This is a genomic window from Massilia eburnea (genome assembly GCF_009720745.1).
Lineage (GTDB): Bacteria > Pseudomonadota > Gammaproteobacteria > Burkholderiales > Burkholderiaceae_D > Rugamonas > Rugamonas eburnea.
In genome coordinates, this window is record NZ_WNKX01000032.1 from 35,776 (window position 1) to 48,870 (window position 13,095).

At 62.5% G+C, this 13,095-nt stretch carries 8 protein-coding genes; 4 read left to right on the plus strand and 4 right to left on the minus strand.

Going from position 1 to position 13,095, the window contains the following annotated elements; all coding sequences use genetic code 11:
- Positions 1-47: 47 nt before the first annotated feature.
- The 3 genes from GM658_RS25910 to GM658_RS25920 all read right to left on the minus strand — a co-directional run bounded on the left by GM658_RS25910 (position 48) and on the right by GM658_RS25920 (position 3,507).
- On the minus strand, positions 48-2,303 hold the full coding sequence (locus GM658_RS25910) for an arginine/lysine/ornithine decarboxylase (protein WP_155456961.1): 2,256 nt from the start codon (positions 2,301-2,303) through the stop codon (positions 48-50).
- 154 nt (positions 2,304-2,457) lie between these two features.
- A complete protein-coding gene (locus tag GM658_RS25915) occupies positions 2,458-3,021 on the minus strand; it encodes a DUF4337 domain-containing protein (protein WP_155456962.1) in 564 nt (187 codons plus the stop codon).
- 3 nt (positions 3,022-3,024) lie between these two features.
- Positions 3,025-3,507, minus strand: a complete 483-nt coding sequence (locus GM658_RS25920; RefSeq protein ID WP_155456963.1) for a dihydrofolate reductase — start codon at positions 3,505-3,507, stop codon at positions 3,025-3,027.
- Between the two features lie 212 nt (positions 3,508-3,719).
- On the opposite strand from GM658_RS25920, the gene carA reads away from it, so the two are divergent.
- Genes carA through GM658_RS25940 form a run of 4 tightly spaced genes read left to right on the plus strand, consistent with a single transcriptional unit; the run spans position 3,720 to position 11,969 of the window.
- The gene (gene carA / locus GM658_RS25925; protein ID WP_155456964.1) at positions 3,720-4,877 is read left to right on the plus strand and encodes a glutamine-hydrolyzing carbamoyl-phosphate synthase small subunit; all 1,158 of its coding nucleotides are present in this window, start codon (positions 3,720-3,722) and stop codon (positions 4,875-4,877) included.
- Positions 4,870-8,688, plus strand: a complete 3,819-nt coding sequence (gene carB / locus GM658_RS25930) for a carbamoyl-phosphate synthase large subunit (RefSeq protein ID WP_155456965.1) — start codon at positions 4,870-4,872, stop codon at positions 8,686-8,688. The genes carA and carB overlap by 8 nt, the downstream gene beginning before the upstream one ends.
- Before the next feature lie 3 nt (positions 8,689-8,691).
- Positions 8,692-10,428, plus strand: a complete 1,737-nt coding sequence (locus GM658_RS29685; RefSeq protein WP_155456966.1) for a methyl-accepting chemotaxis protein — start codon at positions 8,692-8,694, stop codon at positions 10,426-10,428.
- Positions 10,429-10,442: 14 nt separating this feature from the next.
- Complete coding sequence (locus GM658_RS25940) at positions 10,443-11,969, plus strand: M48 family metallopeptidase (protein ID WP_155456967.1); 1,527 nt, start codon at positions 10,443-10,445, stop codon at positions 11,967-11,969.
- On the opposite strand, the gene GM658_RS25945 is transcribed toward GM658_RS25940, so the two are convergent.
- Positions 11,966-12,937: a thymidylate synthase gene (locus tag GM658_RS25945; protein ID WP_155456968.1), complete on the minus strand. Its 972-nt coding sequence runs from the start codon at positions 12,935-12,937 to the stop codon at positions 11,966-11,968. The two genes, GM658_RS25940 and GM658_RS25945, sit on opposite strands and share 4 nt — an antisense overlap.
- Positions 12,938-13,095 lie beyond the last annotated feature (158 nt).

Genomic DNA, 13,095 nt, shown 5'->3' on the forward strand with positions numbered 1-13,095 from the left:
CCCGCAGCGGATCTGCATCCGGTGCGGGCCTTGTTTTTGCGTAACGCTTACTGCTTGACGCAATCCACGAAGTAGTCCTTGCGGCCATTGACCTCTCGCTTGACCAGGCCATGCACGTCGGTCTCAAAGCCAGGGAAGCGTTCGTTGAAGTCGCGTGCGAAGCGCAGGTAGTCGACGATGGTCTTGTTGAAGCGCTCGCCCGGGATCAGCAGCGGAATGCCCGGTGGGTAAGGCGTCAGCAGGATCGAGGTAATGCGGCCTTCCAGGTCGTCCAGCTGCACGCGTTCGATTTCGCGGTGCGCCATCTTGGCGAAAGCGTCCGACGGCTTCATCGCAGGCACCATGTCCGAGAGGTACATCTCGGTGGTCAGGCGCGCCACGTCATATGCCTTGTAGAAGTCGTGGATCTGCTGGCACAGGTCGCGCAGGCCCATTTGTTCGTAGCGCGGGTTGGCAGCCGAGAACTCCGGCAGGATGCGCCACATCGGGGCGTTCTTGTCGTAGTCGTCCTTGAACTGCTGCAGCGCGGTCAGCAGGGTGTTCCAGCGGCCCTTGGTAATGCCGATGGTGAACATGATGAAGAAGGAGTACAGGCCGCACTTTTCGACGATCACGCCGTGCTCCGCCAGGTACTTGGTCACGATCGAGGCCGGGATGCCGGTCTCGCCAAACTGGCCGTCCAGCGACAGGCCCGGGTTGACGATGGTGGCTTTGATCGGGTCGAGCATGTTGAAGCCCGGCTTGAGGTCGCCAAAACCGTGCCACTTCTTGCTGTCCTCAGTGAAGATCCAGTCTTCCTGCGAGCCGATGCCTTCTTCCGCGAAGCTGTCCGGACCCCAGACCTTGAACCACCAGTCCTGGCCCCATTCCTCGTCAATCTTCTTCATTGCGCGGCGGAAGTCCAGCGCTTCCAGGATGGATTCCTCCACCAGGGCGGTGCCGCCAGGCGCTTCCATCATGGCCGCAGCGACGTCGCAGGAGGCGATGATCGAGTACTGCGGCGACGTCGAGGTGTGCATCAGGTAGGCCTCGTTGAAGGCATCCTTGTCCAGCTTGACGGTCTCGGAGTCGCGTACCAGCACCTGCGAAGCTTGCGACAGGCCTGCCAGCAGCTTGTGAGTCGACTGGGTCGAGAAGATCATCGATTCTTTTGCGCGCGGGCGGTCCTTGCCGATCGCGTGCATGTTCTTGTAGAAGTCGTGGAAGGTGGCGTGCGGCAGCCAGGCTTCGTCGAAGTGCAGGGTGTCGATTTTCCCATCCAGCATTTCGCGCAGGGTTTCCACGTTATATACCACGCCGTCATAGGTCGACTGCGTGATGGTCAGGATGCGCGGCTTCTTGTTGACCGCAGCCTGGGCGAACGGGTTGTTGGCGATCTTGCGCTCGATGCTCTCCATGGTGAACTCTTCGAGCGGGATGGGGCCGATGATGCCGAGGTTATTCCGGGTCGGCATCAGGAACACAGGGATCGCGCCGCACATGATGATCGAGTGCAGGATGGATTTGTGACAGTTACGGTCAACCACGACGATATCGCCCGGCGCCACGGTCGAGTGCCACACCATCTTGTTGGAGGTGGAGGTGCCGTTGGTGACAAAGTAGGCGTGGTCGGCGTTGTAGATGCGGGCGGCATTGCGCTCCGACGCAGCGACCGGGCCGGTGTGGTCCAGCAGTTGGCCCAGTTCTTCCACCGCATTGCAGACGTCGGCGCGCAGCATGTTCTCGCCGAAGAACTGGTGGAACATCTGGCCGATCGGGGACTTCAGGAACGCCACGCCGCCGGAGTGGCCAGGGCAGTGCCAGGAGTAGGAGCCGTCGTTCGCGTAGTGCACCAGGGCGCGGAAGAAGGGCGGCGCCAGGCTGTCCAGATAGGACTTGGCTTCGCGGATGATGTGGCGCGCCACGAATTCCGGGGTGTCCTCGAACATGTGGATGAAGCCGTGCAGTTCGCGCAGGATATCGTTCGGGATGTGGCGCGAAGTGCGGGTCTCGCCGTACAGGTAGATCGGGATGTCCGCGTTCTTATAGCGGATTTCCTCGATAAAGGTGCGCAGGGAGGACAGTGCGAAATCGGTCTCCTCCGGACTGCCGGCGCCGAATTCTTCGTCGTCGATCGACAGGACGAAGGCCGAAGCGCGCGACTGCTGTTGGGCGAACTGGGACAGGTCGCCGTAGCTGGTCACACCAAGGACCTCCATGCCTTCCTTTTCCATCGCCGCTGCCAGGGCGCGAATACCCAGGCCGGACGTGTTCTCGGAACGGAAATCCTCGTCAATGATGACGATGGGGAAGCGGAATTTCATCGATGATCTCCAGGCGCGACCAAGCGCCTCAAAAAAATAAGACCGGGAGTATCGCAGATTTTGCGATCCCGGTGTTAAAAAAACCAAAACCGGTAAGCCGGTGTCAGACCCACAGGGTCAGACACCAGCCCTGCGGCAGCCGCGTAGACCGGTTTTAGAGTGCAGCCACCACGCCCAGCCCGATGCCTACAGCCGCCACCGCATAAGTGCCATACATCAGCCACTTACGATGGGTCAGCAGGGTAATCGCAGCCAGCGCGATGGCGATTTGCTCCGCCGTGGTGGCCAGCGCCCACTGGTGGTGCTTGTGCAGCGCGTGGTCCGATTCATGGTCCCATTCCGCCGACTTGGCTTCCCACTTCTCGGCATCCTGCTTGATCGCTTCCTTTTCTTCCTTATAGCGCGCCACGTCGGCCTTGTATTTCTCAGGATCGACGTTCGGCAGCGTCATGGCCAGTTCCGCCAGGTTCTGCTTGGCCGACTTGGACTGGTAATAGTTCCAGCGGTTGGCCGCTTCGGTCTTGGCAATGGCCGCATTGTTCTTGAACAGGGCCGCATCGTTCTGCGTAGCACCGCCCTGGTAGCCGAAGATTGCGCCCACCGTGGCCAGGATCGCCGTGGTTACTGCGATATTGCCGGAAAATTTATCGTTGCTGTGTGCTGCGTGTTCCACGGCGTGGTCGTGCGGGCCGTGGACGTGAAAACCGTGTCCGGACATGTTCTAGTTCCTGGTGTAGGTGATAAATGCGTAAGGCAGCCCGGCTGCCGAAACGTGTTCTTCCCGCGCCACTTCCTGCCATGCGCCCGCCGGCAGTTCGGGGAAGAAGGCATCGCATGCATAGTTTTGGGCGATGCGGGTAATTACAAGCTTGTCAACCAGGGACAGCGCTTGCTCGAAAATCTGCCCGCCGCCGATCACGAATGCCTCGTCCACGCCATCAACCATGGACAGCGACTCTTGCAGCGAAGCGGCACGCTCCACGCCTTCATGCCGCCATTCGGCGTTGCGGCTGATGACGATATTGCGGCGGTTAGGCAAAGGGCGGCCGATCGAGTCGAAGGTCTTGCGGCCCATGATAATCGGGTGGCCCGAAGTCAGGCGCTTGAAGTGCGCCAAGTCCTCCGGCAGGTGCCACGGCAGGGTGTTGTTGATGCCAATGCCATTACTGGCGTCCGTGGCAACGATGATGGTCAGATTTGTCATGGCCGACATTATATATCGGAGCACTTTGCAATCTGGTCACGTTGCGGAATTGCGCCATCGCAAGTTTTATTTGGCCCAGAACGGGCACTTGTGAAATTTCGAGAGTTTTGTCCGGGGTTGCCTGACGTATCGTACTTTCAGCGCGCTAGGAATTACTGCTGAGTAATTTCGATTGTAGGTTTCATAACGATACGGAGCAGGAGAACCCCCTGATGAAACACCCACTCAAGCATCCCAATGGGAATGCCGGGCGCGCTATTCTCGCCCTGGCCGACGGCACTCTTTTCGAGGGCGTCGCGATCGGCGCCAAGGGCGCCACGGCCGGCGAAGTTGTCTTCAATACGGCCATGAGCGGCTACCAGGAAATCCTGAGTGACCCAAGCTACAGCCGCCAGATTGTCACGCTGACTTACCCGCACATCGGCAACACCGGTGTCAACCGTGAAGACGTGGAAGCTTCGCGCATCCACGCCGCAGGGCTGGTGGTGAAGGACGTGCCTTTCCTGGCATCGAATTTCCGTTCCGAACAGGACTTGCAGTCCTGGCTGGCGGAGCAGGGCGTGGTGGCGATCGCGGGCATCGATACCCGCAAGCTGACGCGCATCCTGCGTGAAAAAGGCGCGCAGTCCGGCGCCATCGTTGCCGGCGCCTCGGCCGAGGAAGCGCTGCGCATGGCGCGCGAGTTCCCGGGCCTGGCCGGCATGGACCTGGCGCAAACCGTCAGCACCGCAGCACCTTACGAATGGACCGAAACGGAATGGATGCTGGGCCATGGCCATGGCCGCCAGTTGCAGCCCGGCTGTCACGTGGTGGCCTTCGACTTTGGCGTGAAGGCCAATATCCTGCGCATGCTGGCTCAGCGCGGCTGCCGCGTCACGGTGCTGCCGGCAAAGGCAGGCGCCGCCGCCGCACTGGCGCTGCGCCCGGACGGCGTCTTCCTGTCCAACGGGCCCGGCGATCCTCAACCCTGCGACTACGCGATCGAAGCAACCCGCGAACTGATTGAGCGCGGCGTGCCGACTTTCGGCATTTGCCTGGGCCACCAGATCATGGCGCTGGCTTCCGGCGCACGCACGCTGAAGATGAAGTTCGGCCACCACGGCGCCAACCATCCGGTGCAGGATGTGGAAACCGGCCGCGTGATGATCACCTCGCAGAATCACGGCTTTGCGGTCGATCCCGACTCGCTCCCGAATAACTGCGCAGTCACTCACATATCCCTGTTCGACGGCTCGCTGCAAGGTTTCCGCCGCACCGACAAGCCAGCCTTCTGCTTCCAGGGCCACCCGGAAGCATCGCCGGGCCCGCATGACCTGGCGCCGCTTTTCGACCGCTTCGTTGGCATGATGGAGACCGCGCGTCATGGCTAAGCGTACCGACATCCAGCGCATCCTGATCATCGGCGCCGGCCCGATCGTGATCGGCCAGGCCTGCGAATTCGATTACTCCGGCGCCCAAGCGTGCAAGGCACTGCGCGAAGAGGGCTACGAGGTGGTGCTGGTGAACAGCAACCCGGCTACCATCATGACCGACCCCGGCATGGCCGACGTCACCTATATCGAACCGGTCACCTGGGAAACGGTGGCGCGCATCATCGAGAAGGAACGTCCGCAAGCCGTCCTGCCGACCATGGGCGGCCAGACCGCCCTCAATTGCGCCCTGGACCTGCACCGTCATGGTGTGCTGGACGCCTTCAACGTCGAGCTGATCGGCGCCACGCCGGAAGCGATCGACCGCGCCGAGGACCGCGCCAAGTTCAAGGAAGCCATGGGGCGCATCGGCCTGGAATCCGCCCGTTCCAGCATCGCCCACACCATGGCCGAAGCCTGGCAGGCGCAGGAGAAGCTGGGCTTCCCGGTCATCATCCGCCCTTCGTTCACGATGGGCGGAAGCGGTGGCGGCATCGCCCGCAATGCCGATGAATTTACCGCCATCTGCCTGCGCGGCCTGGAACTGTCGCCCACTTCCGAATTGCTGATCGAAGAATCGCTGATCGGCTGGAAAGAGTTCGAGATGGAAGTGGTGCGCGACCGCAAGGATAACTGCATCATCGTTTGCTCGATTGAGAACCTGGACCCGATGGGCGTGCATACCGGCGACTCCATCACTGTCGCACCGGCCCAGACCCTGACGGACAAGGAATACCAGGTCATGCGCGACGCCGCGCTGGAAGTGCTGCGTGAAATCGGCGTGGACACCGGCGGCTCGAACGTGCAGTTCGCCGTCAATCCGGAAAACGGCCGCATGATCGTGATTGAAATGAATCCGCGCGTGTCGCGCTCCTCTGCGCTGGCGTCGAAGGCAACCGGCTTCCCGATTGCCCGCGTAGCCGCCAAGCTGGCGGTAGGCTTTACGCTGGATGAACTGCAGAACGACATTACCGGCGGCGCCACGCCGGCCTCCTTCGAACCCGCCATCGATTATGTGGTAACCAAGATCCCGCGCTTCGCTTTCGAAAAGTTCGCCGGCGCAAACGACCGCTTGACCACGCAAATGAAATCGGTGGGTGAGGTGATGGCCATGGGCCGCACCTTCCAGGAATCGTTCCAGAAAGCCTTGCGCGGCCTGGACGTCGGCGTGGACGGCTTGCAGCGCATCGCCACCGGCCGCGACGTGATCGAGCAGGAACTGCGCCTGCCGGGCCCGCAGCGCATCTGGTACGTTGGCGAAGCGTTTGCCCAAGGCATGTCGCTGGTTGAAGTGAACCGCCTGTCGCATATCGATCCCTGGTTCCTGGCCCAGATCCAGGACCTGGTGGAAGTGGAGGAATGGGTGGCCACGCAGCAGCTGGGCGGCTTCGACCGCCATGTGCTGCGCTGCCTGAAACAGCAAGGCTTCAGCGACCGCCGCCTGGCGCATCTGTTGGGGGTACATGAAGACGCGGTCCGGGCGCAGCGCCATGCGCAAGGCATCCGTCCGGTCTACAAGCGTGTCGACACCTGCGCCGGAGAATTCGCTTCGCACACCGCCTATATGTACTCGACCTACGACGAGGAATGCGAGGCGCAGCCGACCAATGCGCGCAAGATCATGGTGCTGGGCGGCGGCCCGAACCGGATCGGCCAGGGCATTGAGTTTGATTACTGCTGCGTGCATGCCGCGCTGGCAATGCGCGAAGACGGCTACGAGACCATCATGGTCAACTGCAATCCTGAGACAGTGTCGACCGACTACGACACGTCCGACCGCCTGTATTTCGAGTCGCTGACGCTGGAAGACGTGCTGGAAATCGTCGCCCTGGAAAATCCGGAAGGCGTGATCGTGCAGTATGGCGGCCAGACCCCTCTCAAGCTGGCATTGGCGCTGGAAGCCAACGGCGTGCCCGTCATCGGCACTTCGCCCGACATGATCGATGCCGCAGAAGACCGCGAACGGTTCCAGAAGCTGCTGTTCGAGCTCGATTTGCGCCAGCCATCCAACCGCACCGCCCGCACCGAGCTGGAAGCCGTCGCCATGGCGGAGGAAATCGGCTATCCGCTGGTGGTGCGGCCGTCTTATGTGCTGGGCGGACGGGCCATGGAAATCGTCCACGAAAGGGCCGACCTCGAGCGCTATATGCGCGAAGCGGTGAAGGTCTCGCACGATTCGCCGGTGCTGCTGGACCGCTTCCTGAACGACGCGATTGAAGTCGATGTCGACTGCGTGAGCGACGGCGTGGACGTGGTGATCGGTGGCGTCATGGAGCACGTGGAGCAGGCCGGGATCCACTCCGGCGATTCCGCCTGTAGCCTCCCGCCATATTCGCTGGCCGACAGCACGGTGGCCGAAATCAAGCGCCAGACAGTGCGGCTGGCGCGCGGCCTTGACGTGGTGGGCCTGATGAACGTGCAGTTTGCCGTGCAGCGCCAGAAGGCCGACGGCCGCATGGTGGACCGGATCTTTGTGCTGGAAGTGAATCCGCGCGCCTCGCGCACCGTCCCCTTCGTCTCCAAGGCAACCGGCATCCAGCTGGCCAAAGTAGCCGCGCGCTGCATGGCCGGCCGTTCGCTGGCAGCGCAGGGCGTGGTGCAGGAAGTGATTCCGCCTTATTACAGCGTCAAGGAGTCCGTATTGCCGTTTGCGAAGTTCCCTGGGGTCGACACGATCCTTGGGCCGGAAATGAAATCCACCGGTGAGGTCATGGGTACCGGTCCGACCTTCGGCGAGGCTTTCCTGAAGGCGGAGCTGGGCGCCGGCGTGCGCATTCCCGAGCAAGGCCACGTGTACATGCGGGTGCGCAAGGCCGACCAGGCGCGCGCCGTAGCACTGGCGCGCGAACTGGCCGACGCCGGGTATTCCCTGTGCGCCAGCGAAGTGACGGCGGCCGTGCTGGAAGCGGGCGAAGTACCCGTCAACACGATTGAAGACGAAACCCTGCTTGGCTTGCTGGCCCTGCGCGAAATCGCCATGGCCGTAGTCACGGTCGACGAAAAGCGCAGCGCCATCGCCGCCACCCGCAGCCTGCGTACCGCCGCCCTGTCCAGCGGCACGGTGATGTTCACCACCATCGCGGCGGCGGAAGCGGCGGCCGAAGCCCGCAAGCACTCCGGTTGCACGGCTGTGCGCTCGCTGCAGGAGCTGCATGCGCTGGCCGACAGCGAGCAGCGCCGGGCCCCTCCGCCGGCGCCTCGGCCCGTGCCGGGGGCGGTCGACCTCGCCGCGGCCGAGTGGAAAATGCCGGAGCGCCGCAGGGATGCGCGCCAGCGCGCCGTCGGCGTGGAGCCGCTCAAGGTCTTCATCCGCCAGCCCTTCACCGAATCGGACGAGCGCGAACAGCGCATGATCGGCGACATCATGCAGATGATCGACAGTGCCAATGGCCTGCCGCACGTCTTTGATTACCTGACCGGGTTGCAGGCGGAGAGCGCGGAAACCTTCCGTGCCTCCTTTGAACGCAGCCAGGGCTTGCCGTTCACACCGCAGAATTTCCGCCGCCATCGCCTTGCATTGCTGGACCAGGCCGACGTCATGGTCAACATTCGTGTCGGAATGAGTGAAAGCAGTGCATTTGAGTTGAGCTATCACATATTCAAAGGCCGCCGAACGCCTATCCTGTTCCTGGTATGGAAGGGCGCGCCGATCAAGACAACGCTGCTGCGTGAACTGGAAGACCTGGTCGACATTACCTATATCGAGTTCGACGAAGTATCAGAGTTGCGGGGCCGGTTGCATCAGTTTTTCAAATCGTTGGTAAAGGAGTAAGCGATGTTCAATAATTTTAAGATCAAAACCCTCTTGGTGGGCGTGCTAGGCCTGCTGATTGGCTTGCTGGCGATCATTGGCGGCCTGGGAATCCTGAGCGCTGAACGTTCGGTCGGGCTGGTCAAAGACGTTACCGTCGCCAACCAGAAGAATATCGCGGAGCGCAACGCTATCCGTCTCGACATGGAAACCGGCCGCAGCCAGATCCTGCAGGCCTTGCAGCACAATCCCGAACTGGCCTGGAGCAAGCTGCATGACCACCCCCTGACCAATCACTTCAATATCGTCGACGACGTGACGGCGCGCGTGACCAAGCATTGGGAAGACTACCTGGCCAGCATCAAGTCGCCCGAGGAGCGCAAGCTGGCGGAGGAATGGTTCGCCAAGAGCGACGGGCTGGGCGTCGCGCATGTGCGCGCCGCCACCGCAGCCGTCAAGGAAAACCGCTGGGACGACGCCGAGACCGTTCTGATCAAGAAGGTCAACCCGTCCTACCGCGTGGGCGACGTCGCGCTCAAAGCGCTGGCTGACTACAGCGACAAGCGTATCCAGGATGATGCGGCCGCGGTCGCGTCGAGCCTGAGCCGCAACACCACCACCGTCACCGTTGTCCTGCTGGCCGGCCTTGCGCTGAGCGTGTTCGCCGGCCTGCTGCTGATGAAGGCCATTTCGGAACCTCTGGCCGAAGCGATGGCCGTCGCCCACCGCGTAGCCGATGGCGACCTGAAAGGCCAGGCCAGCGCGCACTCGGCCAATGAATTCGGCGAACTGCTGCGTGCCTTGGACAAGATGCGCGACAACCTGGCCGCCATCGTCGCCGAAGTGCGCAGCGGCAGCGATACCATCTCCAGCGCTTCCGGCCAGATCGCGGCCGGCAATATGGACCTGTCGCAGCGCACCGGCGAGCAGGCCGCTTCGCTCGAAGAGACTGCGTCGTCGATGGAAGAGCTTACCAGCACAGTGCGCCAGAACGCGGACAATGCGCGCCAGGCCAACCAGCTGGCCGTGTCGGCATCGAATGTGGCGACCAAGGGCGGCGAGGTGGTCGAACAGGTGGTGGAAACCATGGGCTCGATCAACGAATCGTCCAACAAGATCGTGGACATCATCGCCGTCATCGACGGCATCGCGTTCCAGACCAATATCCTGGCGCTGAACGCGGCGGTGGAAGCGGCACGCGCCGGCGAGCAAGGGCGCGGTTTCGCGGTGGTGGCCAGCGAGGTGCGCAACCTGGCGCAGCGCTCGGCCGCCGCCGCCAAGGAAATCAAGCAGCTGATCGACGATTCGGTCGGCAAGGTGGAAAGCGGCGCCAAGCTGGTAAACCAGGCTGGCGCCACGATGAAGGACATCGTGACGAGCATTCAGCGCGTGACCGATATCATGGGCGAAATCACCAGCGCCACCCAGGAGCAGACTGCCGGTCTTGAACAAATCCACCACGCCATTACGGAGATGGATACAATCACCCAGCAGAACGTGGCATTGGTCGAGGAAGCGGCGGCCGCATCGGGCGCCTTGCAGGACCAGGCAAGCAGCCTGTCGCGCGTCGTCAGCGTGTTCCAGATCGATAGCCAGGGCCGCACCGCGTCGGCCGCCGTGCAAGCCCGCGCCGTGATCCAGGCCGTGCGCAGCAAACCCGCCGTTCCGGCCAGGGTGGCCAAGCCGGCACTGCGCGAACCGAAAGCTCCCGCTGCGCGCAAGGTAGCCAACAGCCAGGTGGGGGATTGGGAAGAATTTTGATTTGAGGAGTGCGATTGGACCACAAAGATTTTGAACACCTGGTACGCCGCCTGGAGCTGGATTCGCATGCCAGCCCGGCTGCGTTCCGCCGCAAGGTCATTGCGATCAGCCTGTCGGCCTATCTTGTCTTGTTTGGCGCGCTGGGCGGCCTGGTCGCATCCTTCGTTTTGCTCATGCAGTGGGCTCTTGCATCGCACCGCGCCTTCGTCACCGTCAAAATCGGGCTGTTCGGACTCTTCCTCCTGCCGCTGATCTTCGTTGTTCTGCGCGTGATGTTCATGCGCCTTGACCGCCCGACCGGGCGTGCGCTGGCGCGGGAAGAGGCGCCCAAACTGTTCGATATCCTCGATAAACTGCACGCCAAATTGAAGGGGCCGCGCATTCATCATGTCCTGGTGACCGATGAATACAACGCCGCCATCTGCCAGCACGCCCGCTTCGGCATCTTCGGCGGCTATCGCAATTACCTCATGGTTGGCTTGCCCTACCTGCTCGGCGCCACTTCAAAGGAAATGCTTGGCACGCTGGCCCATGAATACGGCCATTTGTGCGGCAACCACGGCAAGCTGGCGACTTCGGTCTACCGCCAGCGCCGTTTGTTCGTCGAGATGTACCAGCATGTTGAGGAGAGCGCGGAAGACAATGTACTGAGCCGCGTGATGGCGGGCGCGCTGGGAAAATTCTTCCCTTATTACAGCGCCTACACCTTCGTTCTGGCGCGCCAGCAGGAGTATGAAGCCGATGCGATGGCGGTCGAAATGGCGGGACGGACTGCGCGTGCGAATGGACTGGTGCGGGTCCACTTGCTCGGTCCCTGGGTCTACCGTTCCTTCTGGCCCAAGATGTATGAAAATGCGGATCGCGCGGAACGTCCGCCATTCATGCCGTACGCCTCGATGCGCATGGCGTTCCGGGCGAACTATGATGATTGGGCCAACAAGGCGGCGCTGGATGCCGCGTGGGCCGTGCGCTCGGACGTGGACGACACGCATCCCTGCCTGCGTGAACGCCTCGACGCGATAGGGCTCGCGCCGTCCTTGCCTGAAGTGGTTGACCTGTGCTCCGCCGATGTGATGCTGGCTTCCGGAGTCGGCAAACAGTTGGAGGCGGAATTCGACAAGCAGTGGTGGGAGGCCAATGCGCGCGGCTGGCGTGAGCGGTATCGCCATGTCACCACCTCGCATGCGCGCATAGGCGCGCTGGCCGGGCAGCCGCTTGCCAAGCTCACGGTGGCCGACATGCAGGAACTGGCCTCGCTGCAGCTGGAATTCGGGACGCCTGATGCCGCCAAGCCGGTGCTGCAGGCCTTGTTGAAGCGTCCGGGCGGCCCGTTCCCGAAAGCGTCCTTGCTGTACGGGCGCGTGTTGCTGGCAGAAGGCAACCGCCAGGGCGTCGACCATCTGCGCGAGGCGGCGCTGAATGATCCGCGCCTGTTGAACGAAGCTGCACAGCGCGGCTACCACTACCTGCTGGAGAAGGAAGGGGAAGACTCCGCCAACCTGTGGTGGAGCAGTGTCGTCCCCGAAGAGGAAACGGCTTAAACGGCCATCGGCGCTGTCAGCGGCGCGTGGTGCTGGTAGCCTGCCAGCGTGAAGTCGGAAGGCTCGATCTTCTCCAGCCACTCCGGTTCATACTTGCCGGTTTCGGCGAACGATGGCACGCGGCTGTTGATGATCAGCTGCGGCAGCGGCAGCGGTTCGCGCTTCAACTGTTCCTGCACCATTTCCATGTGATTCTCATAGATGTGCGCATCGCCTATGAAGTAGCTGAACCAGCGCGGCTTGTAGCCGGTCAGGCGCGCCACCAGGTGCAGCAGGGCCGCGCCTTCAGCGATATTGAACGGGGTGCCAAGACCGATATCGTTGCTGCGTACGTAGAGGCAGAGCGATATTTCGCGCGTGGTGGCGTTCGGGATGAACTGGTACAGCAGGTGGCATGCCGGCAGGGCCACCTGGTCCAGTACCGCAGGATTCCAGCCGTGGAACAGGATGCGGCGGCTCGATGGATTGTTGACGATGGTGTCCAGGCATTCGCGCAGCTGGTCGATGGCCTTGTACATCAACACCTTCTGCACGCCGTCTTCGACAAGCGGGGCCACCTGGCGGAAGCCATTGCGTTCCGCGTCCGCAATTTGCGCGGCGGCCGCGGCTTCGAGCACTTTGTAGCCTGGCCACTGGCGCCACTGCACGCCGTAGACCGGGCCCAGGTCGTCGGTCCCGGTGCGGTGCGGATTGGCCAGCCATTGCTGGTTTTCGTTGGCATTCTGGTCCCACACTTTGCAGCCCAGGGCGCGGAAATCGGCGGCGCTGCGAGAAGCGCGCAGGAAGGCGCACAGTTCCCCCACCACCGATTTGAAGGCCAGCTTCTTGGTGGTCACGGCGGGGAAACCGTCGTTCATGTCGAAGCGCATCATGGCGCCAGGCACGCTCAGGGTGCGGATGCCGGTACGGTTGTCCTGCCAGCTGCCTTGTTCCAGCACGGTGCTGATCAAATCCTTGTACTGCTTCATGCGTTTCTCCGTTTATCGTTTGTTGCCACGGCCGCCGGCCTTGGCGGCAGCTGCGCGGCCTGCCGCGCGAGCCGATGATTTTGCGCCGCGCGTTGCAGTGACGACGACCTTGCCGCCGCCTGCACCCGCGCCCGGGCCACTGCGGCCGCCGCCCGTGG